Source organism: Streptomyces sp. NPDC007164, from assembly GCF_040634135.1.
Taxonomy (GTDB): domain Bacteria; phylum Actinomycetota; class Actinomycetes; order Streptomycetales; family Streptomycetaceae; genus Streptomyces; species Streptomyces sanglieri.
In genome coordinates, this window is record NZ_JBEYFB010000027.1 from 38,872 (window position 1) to 61,371 (window position 22,500).

Here is a 22,500-nt window from a genome sequence, read left to right on the forward strand (position 1 = left end):
GAATCCCTTGCTGTCACACAGTCCACTGCACCTCAATGTAAGGGCAGCCAAACCTTACTCTGCTCAACTGAGGTCAGCCTAGCCTAACCTTTGAACTTGGCGCCGCCGGGGATCACTTGGGCCGATCCCCCCGGAACGCCGGGTTCTACGGGTCGAGCCGGACGTGCGTACGGCCGATCGGCACGATGAGCGGCCGGTCGCCCACCGGGTCGTCGATGACCGTGGCCTGCAGCCCGAACGCCTCGCGCAGCAACTCGGCGGTGATCACATCGCGCGGGTGCCCCTGCGCCAGGATGGAGCCCGCCCGCATCACGATCAGGTTGTCGCTGTAGCGCGTCGCCAGATTGAGGTCGTGCAGCACCATGACCACGGTGCACCCCGACTCGTGCAGGTCGTCCACCAGGTCGAGCACGTCTATCGCGTGCGCCAGGTCCAGATACGTGGTCGGCTCGTCCAGCAGCAGCAGATCGGTGCCCTGGGCCAGGGTCATGGAGATCCAGACGCGTTGGCGCTGTCCGCCGGAGAGCGAGTCGACCGGACGGCCGGCCAGCTCGGACACCCCGGTCATGGCCAGCGCGCGTTCCACGACGCCGGCGTCGTCCGAGGACCACTGCCGCAGCCAGCTCTGGTGCGGGTGGCGTCCCCGGGCGACCAGGTCGGCCACGGTCAGCCCCTCCGGCGCGACCGGTGCCTGCGGGAGCAGACCGAGCTTCTTCGCCACGTCCCTGGTCCGGAGTCTGCCGATGTCCTCGCCGTCCAGCACGACCGCCCCCGAGGTCGGCTTGAGCAGCCGGGTCAGGGTGCGCAACAGGGTGGACTTCCCGCAGCCGTTGGGGCCGATGATCGTGGTGATCACCCCAGGGGGTATCGCCACGTCGAGGTCGTCGATGACCGTCCGGCCGCCGTATCCGACCGTGACGCCCCTGGCCGCCAGCCGTGGGACGTCCTTGACCCCGGCGTCGGTCCTGATGGTGAACTGAGCGGCCACGAGCCCCCCTTGTATAGATCTTTTCTGCATTCTTGCCGCCTACCTGAGGTTTGCCCGCACCAGCAGGTAGATGAGGAAGGGCCCGCCGATCGCGGCGGTGACCACGCCGACCGGGAGGGTGATCGGCAGCGCCGTGCGCGCGACCAGGTCCGAGCCGATCAGCAGCACCGCGCCGACCAGGCCGGAGGCCACCATCGGCGGCGTCGGGAACCTCGCCAGACGCATCGCCACCTGCGGCGCCACCAGGGCGACGAACGGGACCGGGCCGGCCGCGCTCACCGCCAGGGCGGCCAGCAGGACCGCGCACAGCAGCAGGACCGCCCGCACCCCGGAGTACCGGACGCCGAGGCCGGCGGCGACCTCGTCGCCGAGGTGCAACGGCTTGAACTGGAAGGCGACGGCGGCCACGAGGACGACGAGGACGAGCGTGCCCCAGAACGCCACCCGGACCTCGTCCCACGACCGGCCGTCCAGCGAACCGACCAGCCACGACTGGGCCCTGGCCACGTCCCTGATGTCGGCGGAGACCAGCAGCCAGGTCGTGACCGCCTCCATCACGGCGCTCACCGAGATGCCGATCAGGATGAGCCGGAAGCCGTCGATCCCGCGCCGCCAGGCCAGGAAGTACACCAGCAGACCGGTGCCGAGACCGCCCGCGAGCGCCGCCGCGGGCAGGCCCACCGAGCCGACGACCGCCGCGGCGGTCCCGCCCGACGCCGTCACCAGGAAGACCGCGACCGCGCCGGCTCCCCCGGTGATGCCCAGGATGTCCGGGCTGGCGAGCGGATTGCGTGCGACGGACTGGGTGATCGCCCCGGACATCCCCAGCGCGAACCCCACGACGAGACCGGCCAGGGCGCGCGGCATCCGCAGGTCCATGATCACGAACTCGTCGACCTGTTCGCCCCGGCCGATGATGGTGGCGATCACCCGGGGCAGCCCGATGGGGAAGTCCCCGACGCCGATGGAGACGCAGAAGATCAGGAAGGCCGCCACCGCCAGCAGCAGTGTGACCAGGACGAGCCAGGGCCGCCATACGAACGACACCTGGCCGAGCCGTACGCCCGGCGCCACCGATGGGTTCATGTCCGTCCCGTTCATGCGCTCCTGAACTTTCCTCGCCACACCAGAACCGCGAAGAACGGGGCGCCCAGAAGGGCGACCACGACACCCGCGTCCAACTCGCCCGGCCGCACCACCAGTCGGCCCGCGATGTCGCAGACCAGCAGGACGACGGAGCCGAGCAGCCCCGCGTACGGCACCAGCCAGCGGTAGTCCGGTCCGGTCAGGTAGCGGGCCACGTGGGCCACCATGAGGCCGAGGAACGCGATGGGGCCGCACGCCGCCGTGGCCGCGCCCGACAGCAGGGTGATGGCGACGATGCCGATGGTCCGGCTCAGCGCGATGTTCACGCCCAGCCCCCGTGCCACGTCGTCGCCCAGGTTGAGCAGGTTGAGGGCGGGCAGGGTGATCAGCGCCAGCACCAGTCCGACCGCGATGAACGCGGTGACCGGCCGGATGACGTCGAATCCGACACCGGTCACGGAGCCCGAGTTCCAGAACCGCAGCGCGTTCAGCGATTTCTGGTCGGAGAGCGCGACCGCGGTGGTCATCGCCGCCAGGAAGACCGTGAGCCCCTGCCCGGCCAGGGCGAGCGTCAGCGGGTTGCCCGCGCCCCGGCCGATGCTCGCCAGGCCGAAGACGACGACACCGGCGACCGCCGCCCCGAGGAAAGCGAACCAGACGTACTGGAACGGGTCGGCGAAACCGAACACCGCGATCACCGACACCACGGCGAAGGAGGCACCGGCGTTCACCCCCAACAGGCCGGTGTCGGCGATGGGGTTGCGGGTGTACCCCTGGATCAGCGCACCGCCGACCCCCAGGGCGAGGCCCGCCACGATCGCCAGCACCGTCCGGGGCACCCGGACGGTGTGCACGATGAGCCTGATCTCGGTGAGCCGCCGGTCGGCCTCGGGCGCCGTGAACAGCCCGTGCCAGACCTCGGCGGGGCTCAGCGCACGCGCGCCGACGGCCAGCGACACCGCCGCCGCGATCACCAGGACGGCCAGGAGCGCGCCCAGACCCAGGACCCGCCGCCGGCGGGACTCCGTCGTACCCCCGGGTGCGGGGCGCTCAACTGCAATCGTGCGCATGTCGACGTTCGTCATCCCTCCTCATGATCCGCCGGGGCGGCATCGCCCGCCCCGCACCTCACGCGTGCGTACCGGTACCGTCGGCGACCGGCCGGGCCTCGTCGGAGGCGGACTTGACTCCCCGGTCGAGGAGCGAGTCCAGGATCTCACCCACCCGTATCGCGGTGTTCGACAGGAGGGACGTGGTGATGCCGTGGGTGTGCTCCGTGCCGCCCTGGAGGTAGATTCCGCAGCGCAGTCCGGGGTCGGTCGAGACCCGGTAGTCGCGCTCGACGCGTACCCGGCCCGCGTCGTCGCGCAGGCAGCGGTCGGCGACCTCGCCGAGCAGGCCGAGCGGGTCGGCGGGGCTGTAGCCGGTGGCGAACACCACGACATCGGCGTCCAGGAGCGTCTCCTCGCCCGTGACGAGGGAGTCCACTGCGGCACGGACGCCGTCGGGCGTCTCCTGGACCCCGGTGACCCGGGAGACGTTGATGAAGCGCAGCCGCTCGGTGCCGAGGACCTTCTCCTGATACATCTGCCGGTACAGGTCGTCGATCAGATCGATGTCCACCACGGAGTAGTTGGTGTTGCCGTGGTAGGCCATCAGCCGGTTCTTCACGCTCTCGGGCGCGGCGAAGTAGTCGTCGACCGCACCCGGGTCGAAGATCCGGTTGGCGAAGCTGCTGTCGTCGGCGGGGCTGTAGCCGTAGCGGGAGAAGACCGCGCAGACCTCGGCCTCGGGGAAGCGGCGGTGCAGGTAGGCGACGTTCTCGGCGGCGCTCTGGCCGGCGCCCACGACGACGAACCGCGAGGGCGAGGTGCCTTCCAGCCCGTCGACCTTCCGCAGCAGATCGGAGTTGTGCCAGACCCGGTCGCCCCGCTCCACGCCCTCCGGCATCAGCGGGCGCAGTCCCGTTCCGATGACGAGGTTGCGGGCCCGGTGGACCGAGAGACCCTCCGCCGAGCGGACGGTCACGTCCAGGTACTCCACGACGCCGTCGTGGACGAAGGGCGTGACGGAGACGACCTCGTGACCGTAGGAGACCATGTCGTCGACCTTGGCCGCGGCCCACTCGAAGTAGTCGTGGAACTCGACCCGCAGCGGGAAGAGGTTCTTGTGGTTGATGAAGTCGATCAGCCGGCCCTTGCTCTGCAGATAGCAGAGGAAGCTGTACTCGCTGGACGGGTTCCGGAGCGTCACCAGGTCCTTGAGGAAGGACACCTGCATGGTGGCGTCGTCGATCAGCATGCCGCGGTGCCAGCCGAAGCTCTGCTGCTGCTCGAAGAAGTGGGCGGTGACGGACTCCTGCCTGCCGACGCGGGTGTTGTGCTCGCTCAGCGCGATCGCCATGGCCACATTGGAGGGGCCGAAGCCGATTCCGATCAGGTCGTGGACCAGTGGTGCGTCGCCAGGAAGAACCGGTGACATGTCACTCCCATCGTGCGGGAAAGCCGCCTGTCAGGCGCAGGAAAGATACGAGAGGCGGGCATGCCGAGCAGGCCACCCGAACAAACTTAGGTGAGCCTAAGCTAATCACACGGCATTGTCGATAGGACGACCCGGCACGGGGGCGGGCTCCATCGCCTGACGGATCGTCAATCAAGGCCCGAAATCACCCTGTTGCAAACTAAGGTAAGCCTTGCTTTACTTACTGCCGGTCTATCCCTGCCCTGAGGAGGAACCCCATGCGGGTCGTCATGTTCGGTTACCAGACCTGGGGGCACCGCACCCTGCAAGCCCTCCTGGACTCCGAGCACAGTGTGGAACTGGTCGTGACGCACCCCAAGAGCGAGCATGCGTACGAGAAGATCTGGAGCGACTCGGTGGCCGACCTCGCCGAGGAGCACGGCGTCCCGGTGCTGATACGCAACCGTCCCGACGACGACGAGCTGTTCGAGCGCCTCAAGGAGGCCGATCCGGACATCATCGTCGCCAACAACTGGCGCACCTGGATCCCGCCGCACATCTTCGGCCTCCCGCGCCACGGCACGCTGAACGTCCACGACTCGCTGCTGCCGAAGTACGCCGGATTCTCCCCGCTGATCTGGGCCCTGATCAACGGCGAGTCCGAGGTGGGCGTCACCGCGCACATGATGGACGACGACCTCGACGCCGGCGACATCGTCCGGCAGGAGGCGGTCCCGGTCGGGCCGACGGACACCGCCACGGATCTCTTCCACAAGACCGTCGACCTCATCGCCCCGGTCACCATCGGCGCACTCGGCCTGATCGCCGCCGGGCAGACGGAGTTCACCGAGCAGGACCGCTCCCTGGCCAGCTTCTTCCACAAGCGGTCGGCCGAGGACATCCGCATGGACTGGAGCTGGCCGGCCGAGGACCTCGAACGCCTGGTCCGCGCCCAGTCGGAGCCGTACCCCAGCGCCTTCACCTTCCACCGCGGCAAGCGGCTCGAAGTCCTCGCCTCGGTGGTGTCCCAGGGCCGTTACGGCGGTACGCCCGGCCGGATCTTCTACCGCGAGGGCGAGGGCGTGGTGATCGTCGCCGGAGCCGACGCCCGCACCGGCCGCAATCACGGCCTGGCCATCACCCGGGTACGGACCGAGGACGGCCGGGAGCTGCCCGCGACGGAGTACTTCACCGCCATGGGCGGCTACCTCACCAACCGGCCCTGACACGGGCGGGCCGGCGGATGGTCTCCGTCGGCCCGCTCGGTGCGGTGCTGACGAAACATCAGAAGGGCCTGGTCGGCAGGTACTTGCCGTCCAGGGTGATGACCGCGCGCTCGCCGCCCTCGGGGTCGGCGACCTTCTTGACGTCCAGCTTGAAGTTGATCGCGGAGATGATTCCGTCGCCGAACTGCTCGTGGACCAGGGCCTTGAGGGTGGTGCCGTAGACCTGGAGCATCTCGTAGAAGCGGTAGATGGTCGGGTCGGTGGGGATGCCGCCCGGAATCGAGCCGCGGGTGGGGATGGTCTGCAGGAGCATCGCCGCGTCCTCGTCCAGGCCGAGGAGCTCGGCGACGGCCTCGGCGGAGGCTGCCGGAAGGGCGTGCTGGCCGAGGACCGCGGCGGTGACGAACGCGACCGACAGCTCGGCCGTGTCCGCGATCTGCTGCCACGACAGGTCCTTGCGGGTCTTGGCCTCGACGGCGGCGGCGGCGAGCAACTGGCGGGCGGTGGGGTCGAACTGGGCGTGCGTCATGAGAGGGATTCCTTTCGGTGCACCGGCTCCGGGATGTGGCCGGGTGGTCATGGTGGTGAGGGTGTTGTGGTGGTGGTCAGGCCGCGAGAGCGCCGACCCTGCCGGTGGTGCCGAGTTCCTCGACGGTTCCGGTGGGGATGTCGTACACCCAGCCGCGCAGTGTGACCGCGCTCGCGGCCCTCGCCCTGGCCACCGAGGGGTGGGTGGCCAGGTTCGCGAGCTGAGCACGCACGTTCTCGCGCACCAACGCTGCCACGTCCCGCTCGCCGGCGGCGGTACGGGCGACCGAGGCGTCGGCGTGGCGCAGCCAGTGGGCGATCGCGGGTGCGCCGGACAGGTCGTGGTGCGCGGCCAGTGCGGTCATCGCGCCACAGGCCGAGTGCCCGCACACCACGATCTCCTTCACCTTGAGGACGGCAACGGCGTACTCGATGCTGGCCGCGATGCCGTCCGGCGCGGGGGTGTGGGCGGGGACGAGGTTTCCGGCGGTGCGGACGACGAACAGCTCGCCCGGCTCGCTGCTGGTGATCAGCTCCGGAACCACGCGGGCGTCCGAGCAGCTGATGAACAGTGTGGACGGCCGGTGGCTGTCGGCCAGGTGGGCGAAGAGCTCCGCCTTTGCCGGGAAGACATCGCGCTGGAAAGTCCCGACACCTTCGGCGAGGTCGTACATGGTCACTCCCTTCGGTGACTGTCGGCCCCGTTGGACTGACGTGTTCCACCATGCACGACCAGGCTCTATAGAGTCCAAGACCTCATATCGATACTCCCTATCGATGACATCTATGGCGCCTTGTGTGCGGTGTCCCGCCCCGCCTGCCGGGTCCGTCGTCGGTGATCGTGCGGACGGGAGAAACACCACGCGAGCGGACCGGCCGGGTCACGAGGACCCGGCCGGTCCGCTCGTCGTCGTCAGCGCCGGTGGGCACGGCGCCGGGATCAGCCGGCGGTGAGCACCCGCCAGTCGCGTACGCCGATGTCGGCGGGCGTGCCGTCGAGGATCCTGGCGGTGCGCGTCGCGGGTTCCAGGGTGATGGTCGCGAGGCTGGCCCAACGCAGGCCGAGCGGCATGTCCGGGTCGGGCAGGCAGGTCACCGGGGGCTCGCCCGCCCCGGTGACGAGGAAGTCCGCGAGCTCGTCGACCGTGGTCGGCGGCTGTCTGCGGGCGAGGCGGTCGCGGACGAAGTCGTAGCGCTCGCCCGAATCGGGCTGGTAGAGCCAGGTCTTCTCGCCCGCGGCCGGCGTCGGCGTCAGGAAGTGGTTCGTACGCAGCAGCGTGCCGTTCTCGGGGCGCGTCTCGAAGATGCCGACGGGGCTCATGTCGAGCAGCACTGCGTCTCTCTCGTCGAAGAGCGCGAACGATCCGGACGAGGCGAGGGGCGCGCCTCGGATGATCTCGACGGCCTCGGCGACGCTCCCCGCCTCTTCGAGGACGATCGCCGAGAGCACATGGACGGGGATGCCGCCGATGCCGTCGTCGACATGGCCGAGGATGTTGAAGTGCAGGGCGAGACCGGCGCTGTTGACGCCCATCTTGCCGAGGATGCCGTTCTCGGTGAGGCCGACGACGTCATGGGCGCCGCCGCGCGACTCCAGCGTGTGCCACATGCCGTTGAGCTCGACGTGCCAGTCCCACGTCTGGACGCCGAACGTGCCCGCGGCGCCGTCGCGGCGCACGATCGTGGTGCACTCCCCCGGCGGCACGGCGACACTGCGGGCCAGGATCTCGGTGCGGGCGTTGAGGGCTGCGACGCGCCACTCCTCGGCACCGGCCCCCTTGGCGATGCCCGCCATCTCGGCGTGGGCCGCGGGCCGGAAGCGCCCGATCACTTCGAGGGCGCGCTCGGCGTCCTCCCTCATCTGTGCGGCGGTGATGCCGCCGAGCGCGAAGAGCCGGTCGTACACCTCGATCGCGGCGGGGATTCCGTCGCGGAGCTGCTCGCCGCGGGCGACACCGCGCTCGTAGGGGTCGGTGGCGGCGGCCTTGATGTGGGGGCGGTGTTCGGGGCGCGGAATGGACATGGGGGTCACCGGTTTCCTTCTGTGCTGTTCAGGTGGAGCTGCACCGCGCCACCGACCACCGTCGCGAGGACGGGGTTGCCGGGCTGTGCGTCGGGCGTGAGGCCGAGCGGGTTCGCGGCGAAGACGGTGAGATCGGCGAGGTGGCCCGGAGCGATCCGGCCGAGCTCGTGCGAGGCTCCGGCGGCGTACGCGGCCGCCGCGGTCATGCCGGTGTAGGCCTCGCGGGCGGTGATCGCCTGGGCGGGCTGGACCGGCACGGTGTCCGGTTCCTCGACCGGGCGCCGGAGTTGGCAGTCGGCGAGGCCGATGCGCGGATCGCCGGGGCCGATGGGCCAGTCCGAGCCGAGTGCCACGACGGCGCCGTGGTCCAGCAGGTCGCGGGTGCGCCAGCCGTGGGCGACGCGGTCGGGGCCGATCCGCCGCGACCAGTTGTCCGTGGCATCGGCCCGGGTGTGCCGGGTGCCGTGCACGGGCTGGAGGCTCGCCACGACGTCGAGCTCGGCGAACCGTCCGAGGAGGTCGTCGGGGACGGACTCGATGTGCTCGATGCGGTGGGGGGCGCGGCCGGCCGGGCCGGCCTCCTCGATGACGTCGAGCGCGAACCGGACGGCCTGGTCGCCGATGGCGTGGGTCGCGGTCGGGATCCCGCGTTCGGTGAAGAACCGCACGGCGGCCCGGTAGGCGTCGAGGTCGCGCCAGAGCGGCTCCCGGTTCTCGCCGTGGGTGTCCGGCCGCTCGAACCACGCCGTGCCGTTGTCCGCCGTGCCGTCGAGCATGAACTTCGCGCCCTCGACGTGCCAGCGCCGCCCGTGCAGGCCCTGCCGGCCCGCGATGTCCTGCCACACCTCGGGGGCCGAGTCGGCCGGAACCAGCGGGGAGCAGCGGATGCGCAGCGGAAGTTCCCCGTGTTCCTCGATGTGCCGGTACACGGATTCGGACGGGTCGGTGAAGTCGAGGGCGTGCAGTCCGGTCAGCCCGCCGCGCGCGAGGATGCCGAGCTGGTGGCTCACATACCCGGCGGCGGTGTCCACCGGCACCTCGGGGTAGTGGGCGAACACCAGGTCCATCGCCTGGAGCTCGACCACGTATCCGGTCGGGCGGCCGTCCGGTCCGACCTCGACGGACGAGGCGTCGGTGAACGTCTCGCGGCCGGTCAGCCCGATGAGTTCGACCGCCCGGGGGCTCACGACGAGCGCGTGCGCGTCCCGCGTCATCAGCGAGATCGGCCGGCCGGGGAACGGGCCGGCGAGCACGGTGCCGGTGGGGTCACCGTCGAAGACGTTGACGTCGAGGTCGAAGCCGGTGATCCAGCCGTCCGCCGGCCGTCCCCGTGCGGCGTCGGCCAGGCAGCTGAACACCTGGTCGAGCGTCGAGGCGCCGGAGAGGTCCACGCCGCTGCCGATCTCGATCGACCCCCACACCGGATGGGCGTGGACGTCGGTGAGGCCCGGCAGGATCGTGGCGCCCGGGAACGCGTGGACGACCGTGCCGGGGCCGCGCACCGGTTCGAGGTCCGGGACGCTGCCGATGGCGAGGATGCGGCCGTCGCGGATCGCGATCGCGTTCGCGTTCACCTGCGGGTCGGGAGTCCCGTCGGCCTGCGGGTCGGGAGCCTCGTCGGCGAGGGTCTCTACGTGGTCGGCCGTCACGATGACATCGGCGTACACGGGTTTCCTTCCGGTGGTGCGGTGCGTGCGGGGGTGCGGCGTCGGGCCCGTCAGGGACGGGGCACGGTCCGCAGGATGCGGGCGGCGGCCCAGTAGACGGCGGAGGCGACGGCCATGCCGGCCGGAATGGACAGATCGACATCGCCCATGGCGTGGGCCAGCGGGCCGGTCCAGAAGCTCGTGTTCACCCACATCAGGGAGGTGACGCCGCCCGAGACCAGCGCGAGGATGCCGGACCAGTGGACGCCGCGGTGGTACCAGAACGGCCCGCCGCGCTCCTGTTCCAGCAGGTCCGCCCCGTTGTAGCGGTTGCGTCGCATGACGAGGTCGGTCACCGCCACCGCCATGGCCGGGCCGGTCACCACGACCACGAGCTGGAGCATGGTGTTGACGCTGGTCAGGAAGTCCCAGACGAGGATCGCGTACAGCGTCATGGCCGCGCCGAGGATGCCGATGGTCAGGACCGCGGGGATGCGCGCGAGGCGGACACCGACCGACTGGATGGACAGGCCGGCGCTGTAGGCCGTCATACCGTTGTTCGCCATGGTGTTGACGACGACCGCGATGACGAAGACGGGGACGAACCAGCCCGGCAGGATGCCCTCCAGCGCGGCCTGCGGGTCGGTCATGTCAAGGGTGGTGGCGGCGAGGGCGCCGACCGTGGTGAACAGGACGCTGGGCACGTACGCGCCGAGCGCCGTCCAGCCGGCGATGGCGGCCGGGCTGCTGTCGCGCGGCAGGTAGCGGGCCAGGTCGGGGCTGTTGCTGTACGAGAGCGGCGTGGAGGCGATGATGGCGAAGCCGATGCCGATCGCGGCGGTGAGGGCGCCGCCCCTCAGGGGCTCCGCCGGGGCGTAGGACCAGTCGGTGGCGGCGAGCACATAGCCCGTGACCACGATGAACACGACGGTCAGCAGGATGCTGAGTGCGGTGTAGAGGCGGACGATCGTCGCGTATCCGTAGATGGCGATCAGCAGCGTGGCCGCGGCGATGAGGACGATGACGGTCGCGTGGACGGCCGCGTTGTCCGGCAGACCCAGCCGGGCGGCCAGTCCGATGCCCGCGACCGAGGCGGCCGACCAGTTCAGGGCGAGATAGGCCGCGGCGATGAGCCAGCCGGTCAGGACGAGCACGAACTTGTTGCCGATGACGCCGTGGAACGCGCGCGAGATGACCGACCCACTGGTGCCGGCCGCCGGACCGGCGGCCGCGATGACGCCCGTACAGATCCACAGCAGGTTCCCGGCCAGGATGATGCCGATGGCCTGCGGGAGCGTGAGCCCCATCAGGATCAGCGTGGCGCCGACGACGAGGCTGAGATAGCTGACGTTCGGCGCTGCCCAGACCGCGAAGAGCTGTCGTGGGCGACCGCCGCGCTCGTCGGCGGGGATCAGGTCGATCCCGCGGGTTTCCAGCTGCCCCGAGCGCTCGGAGCCTTGCCCGTCGAGGGCTCCTGCGGCGGTGGTGGGTTGTGTCGTCATCGAGGCCTCTCGGATGTCCAGGCGACGCTGCCTTTATTGGGCACATGGCCAACAACTTATTGGTCACCGATCCAATAGCCTTTGTTCCATGACGTCAAGACCTCGGCCGAAGCAATCCAGGAAGCTGCCCGAGCAGCGTCGTGCGGAGATCGTGCGGACCGCCGCCCGCATCGGACTGGAGGAGGGACTGGAGCGGATCACGCTGCGCCGCGTCGCCGACTCCCTGGGCGTCCGGCCGGGCCTGATCGGCCACTACTTCCCGGTCGCGGACCATCTGCTGGGCGAGGCGTTCGCGTTCGCGGCCACGACGGAGCGCGGGTCGCTGCTGCCGCCGGACGAGGAGGACCTGCCGCCCGTGGAGCGGCTGGCGCGTTTCCTGGTACGCCTGACGGACGGCGGCTACCGGGACCTGAGCCGCCTGTGGCTCAACGCGCGGCACCTCAGCAGGTTCAAGGACGCGCTGCGCGAGGCCGTGGGCGCGCAGGAGTCGCAGACGCGCGCCGAGGTGGTCGCCCTGGTCGGCAAGGGCGTCCGGGCCGGAGAGTTCACGACCGACGACGAGGTCAGGGCGGCCCTGCACATCCTCATCACGGTCGACGGGCTGGGGGCGTACGCGAACGACGACGCGCCGCAGGACGGCCCGGACTACGGCGACGTGGCCATCGAGACGGCCGAGGCCCGGCTCGGCCTGGCGCCGGGGACGCTGCGCGCCCGCGCACGACCGGCCGGGACGGTCGCCGCCGCCCGGTGACGCGGCTCAGCGGCGGCGACTCGGCGACGCGGTTCGACGGCGTCGGTCACGCCGGCGACGCGGTTCGACGGCGTCGATCACGCGGGTCAACGACGCGGTTCGACGGCGTCGACCTCGTGGTTCAACGGCGCGGTTCGACGGCGTCGACCTCGTGGTTCAACGGCGCGCCGAGGCGTTCGCAGGGCGCGCCGGGATCGCTCTGCCGCTCAGGGGGTCGCCGCGGAGACGACGTACACGACGGGGTTCATGGGGTCGGTCATGTTCACCATGATGTCCTGGATGGGCCGCGGGTCCTTGTTGGTGTGCGTGGTCCCCGCCCACTCGGCCCCGGGGCCGAACTTCCAGCCCGAGACCTTCTGGTCGCGGTCGCCTATGGTCACTTTGCCGGGCTCCAGGTCGGAGCGGCCGCTGCCCATCCGGCCGAGGAAGCGGTCGAGCCCGGCGGACGTGGTGCGGAACTCCACGTACAGTCGGCTGGCCTTCCAGTTGTTGGTCTCGTAGTACTGCACGCCCAGGGAGTTGCCGGGCATCGGCAGCTCGAAGATCCGGCGCTGCAGCCGGGACGGCCAGCCCTCCCGGAGCCCCTGCGCGGAGGCCTCGGCCTCCTTGTTCTGGCCTGCGCGGCGGCTCTGCCCGGCCGAGATCAGCAGATAGCCGGCCGGGATGCCGATGAGCAGCACGATGATGGTCGCCGTGATCAGTCGGCGGCGGACCAGCCGGCGCCGGTCCTGCGGCGGCCGGCCGTCGTCGGGCGGCGTGGACTGACGCGGCAGGACGGGGTGCTCGGCTGCGGTCATGTGTCTGGGGATCCCTAGGAGGTGCGGGTGTTGCGCGTATTACGGATGGTGCTCGCGGCCTGGTCGTAGATCTGGGCGTAACGCTCGTACCGCTCGACCCGGCGGCGGTTGGCACGGCGGAATCTGCGGGCCACCAGCCGGGCGAGGTCGGCCGCGCCGACCATACCCGCCTCCGGGCCGAGCTGGGCCTTGGCGATCCGGGCCTCGGGACGGTAGCCGCGGCCGGTGAGATGGCGTTTGAAGGCGTCCCGGGCCGGGCCGATGAGCAGGTCGTCGGCGGCGCTGACGCCGCCCCCGATGACGAAGCAGGAGGGGTCGAGCGCGGCGGCCAGATTGGCGATGCCGACGCCGAGCCACTGGCCGATGTCCTGGAGCAGCTCGACGCACATCGCGTCGCCCTCGCGGGCCAGTTCGGTGATGAGGGGCCCGGTGATGTCGGGGATGTTGCCGTTGACCCGCTCGATGATCCCGTGCGCCACCGGGGAGTCCGCGGCGGCCAGCTCCTTGGCCTCCCGCACCAGTGCGTTGCCGGAGCTGTACTGCTCCCAGCAGCCGCGGTTCCCGCAGGGACAGCGGTGCCCGCCGGGCACCACCTGCATGTGGCCGAACTCACCGGCGACGCCGTACTTGCCGCGCTTGACCTGGCCGTCCTCCAGGATCGCGCCGCCGATGCCGGTACCGAGCGTGATCATGACGAGGTGGTCCTCGCCGCGGCCCGCGCCGAACCGCCACTCCGCCCAGGCGGCGGTGTTGGCGTCGTTGTCGACCATGACGGGGACGACGAGGCGGGAGGCGAGGGCGTCGCGCAGCGGCTCGTCGCGCCAGGCGAGGTGCGGGGCGAAGAGCACCTTGGAGCGGTCCGCGTCGACCCAGCCGGCCGCACCGATGCCGACGGCGTGCACATCGTGCCGGTCGGAGAGGTCCAGGACCAGCTCGACGATGGTGTCCTCGACGACCCTGGGGCTCTTGGACTTGTCCGGCGTCTCGGTGCGCAGCTGCTCCAGGATGTTGCCGTCGGCGTCGACGACGCCCGCCATCACCTTCGTACCGCCGATGTCGATGCCGACGGTGGGCACCCGCGGTGCCGTGAGGTGCGAGCGCCGCTCCCGGGTGCCCACCGTCCGAAGGACGGTGGCGCGGGCGGAGCCGCGGTGTGTGAAGTCGCGGTACGTGCTCATCGTCCCTGCGGGGTCTGGGGAAGCCGGGGCGGTGCTCCCGGCGGCGGACTGCGCCCGTCGGGCTCGATTCTGCCACTGCCGGGGCACCGGGGCTGGCGGACCGCTGGGTACGGGGCCGGTACCCGCGGGGGGCTACTCGTGCTTGCCGGGGGCCGGGTGGCCGCCGAGATGCGTCGGCGCGGGGGCCCGCTCCAGCTCGTGGCTGAGCTCCTCCAGCTCACTGCCGCCCGCCATCTGACGGGTCAGTTCGTCCAGGGTGATGGACTCCTTGGTGTGGCTGCCGGACATGGCGCCCCGCTTCAGCAGGACGAAACGGTCCCCGACGAGATACGCGTGGTGCGGGTTGTGCGTGATGAGGACCACGCCGAGACCCGCGTCGCGGGCGGCCGCGACGTACTTGAGCACCACCCCGGACTGCTTGACCCCGAGCGCGGCGGTGGGCTCGTCCAGGACCAGGACCTTGGCGCCGAAGTAGACGGCCCGCGCGATGGCGACGCACTGGCGCTCGCCGCCGGAGAGGGTGCCGATCGGCTGGTCGACATCACGCAGGTCGATGCCCATGCGCAGCAGCTCGGAGCGGGTCGTCTCGCGCATCAGCCGGACGTCGAGGCGCTTGAAGGGACCGGCGCCGGTGGTCGGCTCGGAGCCGAGGAAGAAGTTGCGCCAGACCGGCATCAGGGGGACGACGGCCAGGTCCTGGTAGACCGTGGCGATGCCGCGGTCCAGGGCGTCGCGCGGGTTGGCGAGGGTGGTCTCCTCGCCGTCGACGAGGAAGGTCCCGGCGTCGTGCCGGTGCAGCCCCGCGATGATCTTGATCAGGGTGGACTTGCCGGCGCCGTTGTCGCCGAGCACGCAGGAGATCTCGCCCGCGTGGACCTCCAGCGAGACGTCCGTCAGGGCCTTGATGTTGCCGTAGAACTTGCTGACGTGGTCCAGCTCGACGAGCGCCCGGTGGGGCGCCTCCCGGTCGGCCGGTGCCTTGGGGGCCGTCATTTCGTCGCCTCCGCGCGCTTGCGTACCCATGCGTTGAGCAGGGTGGCCAGGAGCAGCATGGCTCCGAGGAAGAACTTGAACCAGTCCGGGTTCCACTCCGCGTACACGATGCCCTTGCTGGTCATGCCGAAGATGAAGGCGCCGACCGCGGAGCCGATCGCGGAGCCGTAGCCGCCGGTGATCAGACAGCCGCCGATGACGGCCGCGATGATGTAGATCAGCTCGTTGCCGACGCCCTCGCCGGACTGCACCACGTCGAAGGAGAACAGCAGGTGCTGGCCGGAGACCCAGGCGGCGAAGCCGACCCCGAGGTAGAGCCCGATCTTGGTACGGATCACCGGTACGCCGACCGCGCGGGCCGCGTCGGCCTCGCCGCCGACCGCGAAGATCCAGTTGCCGAAGCGGGTACGGAGCAGAATCCAGGTGGCGATCGCGACGAGGACCGCCCACCACAGGATGGTGACCTTGAACTCGACGCCGCCGATCGTCCACTGCGAGGCGAAGACCTTGCGGGCCGAGTCGAAGCCCTCCATGTCGCCGATGGCCTTGGTGGACACGGTGCCGCTGATCAGCTTGGTGAAGCCCAGATTGAGGCCGGTCAGCATCAGGAACGTACCGAGCGTGATGATGAAGCTCGGCAGTTTGGTCCGGGTCAGCATGAAGCCGTTGAACGCCCCGACGGCCAGGGTGACCAGCAGCGACACGAAGACGCCGACCCAGACGTTGGCGGTCATCTGGTAGCTGAACATCGACGAGACCAGCGCGGAGCTGGTGACCAGCACACCGGCGGAGAGGTCGAACTCGCCGCCGATCATCAGCAGCGCCACCGGCGCGGCCATGATCCCGATCGTCGAGGCCGCGTACAGCACGGTGCCGAGGCTGGAGGCGCGCAGGAAGCTGTCGGCGACGACCGAGAAGAAGATGAAGACGGCCGCGGCACCGACCACCGAGCCGAGCTCGGGGCGGCCGAGCAGCCTGCGCAGCGGTGAGGTGCGCATCAGCCGCTCGTCGGCCCCGGGCGGGGCGGACGGTCCGGCAACCGTGCTCATCGGGTCCCCCGCTTCGTGTACTGGGCGAGTTCGGCGGCGTCCTTGGAGGTGATGATCTGCGGGCCGGTGAGGACCGGGCGTCCACCGCCGAGCACATTGCCGTTGTAGCGGTAGAGCCAGAGCAGGTCGACCGCCTCGTACCCCTGGAGATAGGGCTGCTGGTCGACCGCGAAGCCGAGGGTCTTGTCCATCAGGGCGGTGGCGACCTTGGCGTTCAGGTCGAAGGTGTCGATCTCGGCCTTGCTGCCCGCGGTCTTCTTCGCCTTGACGGCGGCGTCCGCGAACGGCGCGCCGAGCGTGACGACCGCGTCGATGTTCTTGTCGGCCTGGAGCTTCGCCTCGATGGACGCCTGGACATCGGGCATGTTGGTGCCCTCGACGTACAGATTCTGCATCTGCCCGTCGAAGGACTTCCCCGCTCCGGCGCAGCGCTGCTCGTGGCCGACGTTGCCCTGTTCGTGCAGGATGCAGAGCGCCTTCTTGCGGCCCCGTGCGTTGAGCTCCTCGCCGACCGCCTCGCCCGCGATGGACTCGTCCTGGCCGATGTGGGTGAGGGCGCCGAACCGCTTGGACTCCGCGGAGCCCGAATTCACCGTGATCACCGGGATTCCGGCCCTGGTGGCCTTGGTCACGACGTCCTTCATCGCGTCGGGCTTGGCGAGGGTGACAATCAGCCCGTCGACCTTCTGGTCGATGGCGGCCTGCACCAGCTGGGCCTGCTGCTGCGCCTCGTCGTTGTGCGAGTACAGGAACTTGATGTTGTCCTTGACGGCCGCCTGCTCGGCGCCCCGCTGGACGATGTCCCAGAAGGTGTCGCCGTCGCCCGAGTGGGTGACCATCGCGAAGGTCCAGCGGGGTGTGTCCACCGCGGCCCGGCCCTCGGCGGCGGCCCGGGCCGCGCGCTCCTCCGCCCGCTTGCCACCGGTGCTGCTGCATCCCACGAGGGAAGCCCCGAGCACCGCCGCAAGCACGGCGCCCATCGCACGTACCCCTGTCCGAACCCTTGCCACGACGCCGTGCCCTTCTTGTGCTGCTCGCTGTGCTGCTTGGAGGGGCCGGGGATGGTGTCCTCCCGGCCCGGCTGGCCAAGTATCCCCGAGCGGTCGCCGGCACCGCCCGGCAGGGGCGGGACGCGTGTGTCGGCGCCGGGTGGGCGATGCGGCGCGCGGAAGGTTCACCGGGTACCGCGCGCGGTGTACTTCTCCAGCTGCGGCACGTCCTTCGCGGTGACGATCGCCGGGCCGGTGAGCACCGGTTTCCCGCCGCCGACGACGTTGCCGTTGGTGCGGTTCAGCCACAGTTCGTCGACGGCGAGATAGCCCTGGAGGTAGGGCTGCTGGTCGACGGCGAAGCCGACCTCCCGGGCCTTCAGCCGTTCGACGACCTCGGCGTTCAGATCGAAGGTGTCGACCTCGGCCGTGCTGCCGGAGCCCTCCTTGGCCTTGACGGAGGCGGCCGCGAAGGGGGCGCCGAGGGTGACGACCGCGTCGATGTCCTTGCCGGCCTGGAGCTTCGCCTCGATCGAGGAGCTGGCGGCCGGCATGTTGGTGCCCTCGACGTTCAGGTTCTCGACCTCGCCGCCGAAGGTCTTGCGTACCCCGGCGCAGCGTTCCTCCAGCGATACGTTGCCCTGCTCGTGGATGACGCAGAGGGCCTTCCTGCGGCCCCGTGCGTCGAGTGCGTCGCCGACGGCCTCGCCCGCGACCCTCTCGTCCTGCCCGATGTGCCCGAGCGCGCCGATCTCCGCGGAGAACTGCGCGCCCGAGTTGATGGTCACCACGGGTATGCCGGCCTTCACGGCCTTGGCGACGACATCCTTGACGGCCTCCGGCTTGGCGAGGGTGACGATCAGCCCGTCGACCTTCTGGTCGATGGCGGCCTGCACCAGCTGGGCCTGTTCCTTGCCCTCCTTGTTCGCGGAGTAGAGGAACTCGGCGTTGTCCTTGGCCGCCGCCTGTTCCGCTCCGCTCTGCACGATGTCCCAGAAGGTGTCGCCCTCCCCCGAGTGCGTAACCATTGCGACCTTCATCCGGGGAGTCCCGGCGGCCGCGCCGGCGCCGCCTCCCGCGGGCTTCTCCTCGGCGCTCCGGCCGCCGGAGCCGCTGCAGCCGGTGACGGCGAGCCCGATACCGAGGGCCGCGACGGTGATCAGGGTTGCTGCCTTGCGAGAGGTACGCATGGTGGGTCCGCCTTCTCTCCCGGCCGCCCGAGTGCGGCTGGAGGAGTTCTAGCGGTGGTCGTACGCGGCGTCAACGGGGCCGGACGGCCCTCGTCACCGTACGAGCAGCTGGAAGTCGAAGGTGTAGCGGGAGGCCCGGTAGATGTGGGAGCCGAACTCGACCGCCCGCCCGGTGTCGTCGAAGGTGGTGCGTTCCATCGTCAGCAGGGCGGCCCCAGCCGCCTCGGCGAGCCCGGCCCCCTCGTCGGCGGTGGCGAGCCGGGCGCCGACGGTCTGGCGGGCGCTGTGCAGGGTGATCCCGGCGCCGCGCATCAGCCGGTACAGGCCGGTGGCCTCCAGCCGCGCGGTGTCCAGGTCGACGATCCCGGGCGGCAGGTGGTTGCGCAGGAGTGCCAGCGGCTCGCCGTGCGCGTACCGCAGCCGCTCGACGAGGTGTACGTCGGTGCCCTCGGCGACCCCGAGGGCTTCGGCCACCGCCGGGTCGGCGGGTTCGACGGTGTTGCGCAGGACCCGGGTCGTGGGGTGCCCGCCCGCGGCCTCCAGGTCGTCGTAGAGGCTGCTCAGTTCGAGCGGGCGCCTGACCCTGCTGTGCACCACCTGGGTGCCGACGCCGCGGCGACGCACCATCAGCCCCTTGTCGACCAGCGACTGGATGGCCTGGCGGACCGTGGGCCGGGACAGGCCGAGACGTGCCGCCAGTTCGATCTCGTTGCCGAGGAGGCTGCCGGGGACGAGCCGGCCCCGCTCGATGGCGGCCTCCAGCTGCTGGGCGAGCTGGAAGTAGAGCGGGATCGGGCTGGAGCGGTCCACGCCGAGTTCGAGCGCGGCCGGGTCGGTGGTGGGTTTGGGCACGCGTGGAGGGTATCCCTCACGTCAGAAACTCCGGAAGTCCGGTCGTCCGGTCGTCCTGTTGTCCGGACAGCATGACCAACGAACAAGGGACACCTTGTCAGGACATATGGTTGACAGCGCAGCCGGTGGGCGGCACGTTGGGTCCATGCGTATCGGACTCATCGGCACCGGCCGGATCGGTTCCTTCCACGCGGGCGTGCTGGCCCGCCATCCCGAGGTGGACGCCCTGGTGGTGACGGACACCGACGGGGCGCGGGCGGCAAAGGTCGCCGAGCGCGTCGGCGCGACGGCGGTCCCGGGCGCGGCCGAGGTGTTCGGCGCGGGGGTGGACGCGGTGGTGATCGCCTCGGCCACCTCGGCCCACGCGGAGCTGATCGGCCGGGCGGCGCGGGCCGGGCTCCCGGCGTTCTGCGAGAAGCCGATCGCGCTGGGCCTGCCGGGGACACTGGGCGCGCTGCGCGAGGTCGACCGGGCCGGGAGCCTGCTCCAGCTGGGCTTCATGCGCAGGTTCGACGCGGGTTACCGGGCGGCGCGGGCCGCCGTGCGGGCCGGTGCGCTGGGCCGGCTGCACACCGTGCGGGCGGTGACGATGGACCCCGCCCCGCCGCCCGCCGCGTATCTGCCGCTCTCCGGGGGGCTGTACCGGGACTGTCTGGTCCATGACTTCGACATGCTGCGGTGGGTGACGGGCCGTGAGGTGACGGAGGTGTACGCCGCCGGGTCGGACGCCGGGCCCGGGATGTTCCGGGCGGCCAGCGACGTGGACACGGCGGCGGTGCTGCTGACCCTGGACGACGGCACCCTGGCCACGGCGGCGGCCACCCGCTGCAACGGCGCCGGTTACGACGTACGGATGGAGCTGGCGGGCGAGCTGGACCAGATCACGGTCGGCCTGGACAGCCGCACACCGGTCACCTCGGCCGAACCGCAGGGCCCCCCGGCCCCTTCCTCGCCCTGGCCCGGTTTCCTGGAGCGGTTCGCTCCGGCGTACGAGGCCGAACTGGACACGTTCGTAGGGGTGGTGCGGGGCGAGCGGCCCAATCCGTGCGACGGCCGGGAGGCGTTGTCCGCGCTGCTGATCGCGGAGGCGTGCGAGGTCTCCCGCCGGGAGCGGCGCCCGGTGACGGTCGCGGAGATCGCCGACGGCGCGGCGGGGCCCTCCGCGTAGGACCCCGCCGCCCCCGTCTCCGGGTCAAGTCCCCTCGGTCCGGGGCGCCTCGGCTCACCAGCGGACGGGCAGTCCACGCACCCCGCGGATCAGCATCCCGGGAATCCAGTCCAGTTCCCCCGCCTCCGCGTCCGGCGCCAGGGAGGGGCAGCGCTCCAGCAGCGTACGGATCGCGATCCGGCCCTCCATCCGGGCCAACGGCGCGCCCACGCAGAAGTGGGCGCCGTGCCCGAAGGCCAGGTGGCCCCGGGCGTCGCGGCGGATGTCGAAGGTGTCCGGTTGCGGATAGCGGGCCCGGTCCCGGTCGGCGCCGGCCAGGGAGACCAGGACCGGTGCGCCCGCCGGTACGACCTGTCGTCCGATCTCGACCTGTTCGCGGGGATAGCGGAATGTGGCGGTCTCCACCGGCCCGTCGTAGCGCAGCATCTCCTCGACGGCACCGCCGGTCAGCTCCGGGTCGTCGCGGAGGGCGGCCAGTTGGCCGGGGTGGTCGAGCAGTGCCCGTACCCCGTTGGCGATCAGGTTGACCGTGGTCTCGTGGCCCGCGACGAGCAGCAGGAAGGCCATCCCCACCAGTTCGTCGGGCGACAGCCGGTCCCCTTCCTCGTCGCGCGTGCGGACCAGCGCGCTCATCAGGTCGTCGCCGGGCGAGCACCGCTTGTCCTCGATGAGTTCGCGCAGGTACTCGCTCATGGCGCGGACCGCCTCCATCTCCTGGAGCGGCGAGGCCGGGGTGATGACGCCGTTCGACAGTCCGCGGAAGGCGCCGCGGTCCAGGTCCGGTACCCCGATCAGTTCACAGATGACGGTCATCGGCAGCGGGAGCGCCAGCGCGTCGACGAGATCGGCTCGGCCGGCGGGCACCATCGCGTCGAGGAGTCCGTCGGTGATCTGCTGGACGCGAGGGCGCAGCGCCTCGACCCGGCGGGCCGTGAACTCCCGGGCGACGAGCTTGCGCAGCCGGGTGTGGTGGGGTGCGTCCAGCTCCAGCATGTTGAGGAAGATGGGGTCGCTCTCGGTGGGTGCGCCCGGCAGGCCCCGCCAGTCCTTGGCGAACCGCGGGTCGGCGAGGGTGGCGCGGGCCTCGTCGTACCCCACCACCAGCCAGACGCGCTCGAACTCGTCGGTGCGGACGGTGTGCACCGGGCCCGCGGCGCGCAGCTTCTCGTAGTACGGATACGGGTTCGCGGTGAAGTCCGCGATGTCGCTCAGATCGACATCGGCCTCGGCACGGCCACTGGCATCGGACATGGGATCGCCCCTCCCGGTCTGACGGCCCGCTCGGCCGGATCGCTGCGGGCCGACCGGTTCACCCTATGTCGCCCGCTCCGTGCCGTCATCGTCGAGCAGGCCCGCGTCATGCACCAACAGCGCGATCTGGACACGGTTGTTGAAGCCGAACCTGGCCAGGATCCGGGACACCTGGGTCTTCACGGTCGCCACGCTGAGGTAGAGCGCGGCGGCGATCTCGGCGTTGGAACGGCCGCGTGCCACGGCGATCGCGACCTCGCGTTCCCGCTCGGCGAGTGCGGCGACCCGCGCCCGTGCCCGCTCGGCGCGGTCGGCCCGGTCGTCACGGCCGGTGCGGGGCCCGGTCCCGGCAGCGCGGGCCATCAGCTGACGCGTCACCGCGGGCGACAGCACCGGATCGCCGGCCGCCACCCGTCGTACCGCGTCGACGATCTGCGCCGGCGGGGTGTCCTTCAGTACGAAACCGGCCGCTCCGGCACGGATGGCCCGCAACACCTGTTCGTCGGCGTGGAACGTCGTCAGGACGATGATCTCCGGGGCGTCGGGCCGGGTGCGCAGCGACTCGGTCGCGGTCAGTCCGTCCATGCCCGGCATCCGGATGTCCATCAGCACCACGTCGGGGCGCAGCCGGTCGACGAGTCCGGCGACCTCCGTGCCGTCCGCCCCCTCCCCCACGATGTCGATGTCGTCGGCGCCGCCGAGCATGAGGTTGAGTCCGGCGCGTACGAGCGGGTCGTCGTCGACGATGATCAGCCGGACGGGCTGCGGGGTGGTCATGGCGACCACCGTAGCCAGGCCCGGAATCCGGCCGCGCCGGGGCCCC

At 71.0% G+C, this 22,500-nt stretch carries 21 protein-coding genes; 3 read left to right on the forward strand and 18 right to left on the reverse strand.

Annotation, left to right across the window (positions count from 1 at the left end):
* Positions 1-145: 145 nt before the first annotated feature.
* From ABZ622_RS27795 to ABZ622_RS27810, 4 genes are read right to left on the reverse strand one after another with little or no spacing between them, the layout of a single operon-like run.
* Positions 146-988 (reverse strand): ABC transporter ATP-binding protein, encoded by an 843-nt coding sequence (locus ABZ622_RS27795; protein ID WP_360547661.1) that lies wholly within the window; start codon positions 986-988, stop codon positions 146-148.
* Between the two features lie 39 nt (positions 989-1,027).
* Positions 1,028-2,089: an iron chelate uptake ABC transporter family permease subunit gene (locus tag ABZ622_RS27800; protein WP_360547663.1), complete on the reverse strand. Its 1,062-nt coding sequence runs from the start codon at positions 2,087-2,089 to the stop codon at positions 1,028-1,030.
* Positions 2,086-3,144, reverse strand: coding sequence for an iron ABC transporter permease (locus tag ABZ622_RS27805; protein WP_360547796.1), 1,059 nt, complete (start codon positions 3,142-3,144; stop codon positions 2,086-2,088). Before ABZ622_RS27805 ends, ABZ622_RS27800 begins: the two co-directional genes overlap by 4 nt.
* A 58-nt stretch (positions 3,145-3,202) precedes the next feature.
* Positions 3,203-4,555, reverse strand: a complete 1,353-nt coding sequence (locus ABZ622_RS27810; RefSeq protein WP_360547665.1) for a lysine N(6)-hydroxylase/L-ornithine N(5)-oxygenase family protein — start codon at positions 4,553-4,555, stop codon at positions 3,203-3,205.
* Positions 4,556-4,812: 257 nt separating this feature from the next.
* Here ABZ622_RS27810 and ABZ622_RS27815 point away from each other — a divergent pair, with 257 nt between their 5' ends.
* Positions 4,813-5,760 (forward strand): methionyl-tRNA formyltransferase, encoded by a 948-nt coding sequence (locus ABZ622_RS27815; RefSeq protein WP_360547667.1) that lies wholly within the window; start codon positions 4,813-4,815, stop codon positions 5,758-5,760.
* 58 nt (positions 5,761-5,818) lie between these two features.
* Here ABZ622_RS27815 and cynS read toward each other — a convergent pair whose 3' ends face one another.
* The 5 genes from cynS to ABZ622_RS27840 form a co-directional block, all read right to left on the reverse strand.
* Positions 5,819-6,289 carry a cyanase gene (gene cynS, locus ABZ622_RS27820; RefSeq protein WP_360547669.1) on the reverse strand — a complete coding sequence of 157 codons (471 nt, stop codon included), beginning with the start codon at positions 6,287-6,289 and terminating at the stop codon, positions 5,819-5,821.
* A 76-nt stretch (positions 6,290-6,365) separates the two neighbouring features.
* Positions 6,366-6,962, reverse strand: a complete 597-nt coding sequence (locus ABZ622_RS27825) for a carbonic anhydrase (RefSeq protein ID WP_360547671.1) — start codon at positions 6,960-6,962, stop codon at positions 6,366-6,368.
* 266 nt (positions 6,963-7,228) lie between these two features.
* On the reverse strand, positions 7,229-8,311 hold the full coding sequence (locus ABZ622_RS27830) for a C45 family peptidase (protein WP_360547673.1): 1,083 nt from the start codon (positions 8,309-8,311) through the stop codon (positions 7,229-7,231).
* A 5-nt stretch (positions 8,312-8,316) separates the two neighbouring features.
* A complete protein-coding gene (locus tag ABZ622_RS27835; protein WP_360547675.1) occupies positions 8,317-9,978 on the reverse strand; it encodes an amidohydrolase family protein in 1,662 nt (553 codons plus the stop codon).
* Positions 9,979-10,028: 50 nt separating this feature from the next.
* Positions 10,029-11,459 (reverse strand): cytosine permease, encoded by a 1,431-nt coding sequence (locus tag ABZ622_RS27840; RefSeq protein WP_360547677.1) that lies wholly within the window; start codon positions 11,457-11,459, stop codon positions 10,029-10,031.
* 88 nt (positions 11,460-11,547) lie between these two features.
* Between ABZ622_RS27840 and ABZ622_RS27845 the strand changes: the two genes are divergently transcribed.
* Positions 11,548-12,210, forward strand: coding sequence for a TetR family transcriptional regulator (locus tag ABZ622_RS27845; RefSeq protein WP_360547679.1), 663 nt, complete (start codon positions 11,548-11,550; stop codon positions 12,208-12,210).
* Positions 12,211-12,416: 206 nt separating this feature from the next.
* Here ABZ622_RS27845 and ABZ622_RS27850 read toward each other — a convergent pair whose 3' ends face one another.
* The 7 genes from ABZ622_RS27850 to ABZ622_RS27880 form a co-directional block, all read right to left on the reverse strand.
* On the reverse strand, positions 12,417-13,007 hold the full coding sequence (locus ABZ622_RS27850; protein WP_360547681.1) for a hypothetical protein: 591 nt from the start codon (positions 13,005-13,007) through the stop codon (positions 12,417-12,419).
* Between the two features lie 14 nt (positions 13,008-13,021).
* Positions 13,022-14,185, reverse strand: a complete 1,164-nt coding sequence (locus tag ABZ622_RS27855; protein ID WP_360547683.1) for an ROK family glucokinase — start codon at positions 14,183-14,185, stop codon at positions 13,022-13,024.
* Between the two features lie 132 nt (positions 14,186-14,317).
* Positions 14,318-15,178, reverse strand: a complete 861-nt coding sequence (locus ABZ622_RS27860) for an ATP-binding cassette domain-containing protein (protein ID WP_360547685.1) — start codon at positions 15,176-15,178, stop codon at positions 14,318-14,320.
* A complete protein-coding gene (locus ABZ622_RS27865; protein ID WP_360547687.1) occupies positions 15,175-16,227 on the reverse strand; it encodes an ABC transporter permease in 1,053 nt (350 codons plus the stop codon). The genes ABZ622_RS27860 and ABZ622_RS27865 overlap by 4 nt, the downstream gene beginning before the upstream one ends.
* On the reverse strand, positions 16,224-17,207 hold the full coding sequence (locus ABZ622_RS27870; RefSeq protein WP_360547689.1) for a sugar ABC transporter substrate-binding protein: 984 nt from the start codon (positions 17,205-17,207) through the stop codon (positions 16,224-16,226). Before ABZ622_RS27870 ends, ABZ622_RS27865 begins: the two co-directional genes overlap by 4 nt.
* Positions 17,208-17,401: 194 nt before the next feature.
* Positions 17,402-18,406 (reverse strand): sugar ABC transporter substrate-binding protein, encoded by a 1,005-nt coding sequence (locus ABZ622_RS27875; protein ID WP_360547691.1) that lies wholly within the window; start codon positions 18,404-18,406, stop codon positions 17,402-17,404.
* Positions 18,407-18,499: 93 nt separating this feature from the next.
* Positions 18,500-19,258 (reverse strand): GntR family transcriptional regulator, encoded by a 759-nt coding sequence (locus ABZ622_RS27880; RefSeq protein WP_360547693.1) that lies wholly within the window; start codon positions 19,256-19,258, stop codon positions 18,500-18,502.
* 145 nt (positions 19,259-19,403) lie between these two features.
* On the opposite strand from ABZ622_RS27880, the gene ABZ622_RS27885 reads away from it, so the two are divergent.
* A complete protein-coding gene (locus ABZ622_RS27885; RefSeq protein ID WP_360547695.1) occupies positions 19,404-20,426 on the forward strand; it encodes a Gfo/Idh/MocA family oxidoreductase in 1,023 nt (340 codons plus the stop codon).
* Positions 20,427-20,480: 54 nt separating this feature from the next.
* Here ABZ622_RS27885 and ABZ622_RS27890 read toward each other — a convergent pair whose 3' ends face one another.
* Together ABZ622_RS27890 and ABZ622_RS27895 are read right to left on the reverse strand one after the other, a co-directional pair.
* Positions 20,481-21,677 (reverse strand): cytochrome P450, encoded by a 1,197-nt coding sequence (locus tag ABZ622_RS27890; RefSeq protein WP_360547697.1) that lies wholly within the window; start codon positions 21,675-21,677, stop codon positions 20,481-20,483.
* Positions 21,678-21,740: 63 nt separating this feature from the next.
* Complete coding sequence (locus tag ABZ622_RS27895; protein WP_360547699.1) at positions 21,741-22,454, reverse strand: response regulator transcription factor; 714 nt, start codon at positions 22,452-22,454, stop codon at positions 21,741-21,743.
* Positions 22,455-22,500 lie beyond the last annotated feature (46 nt).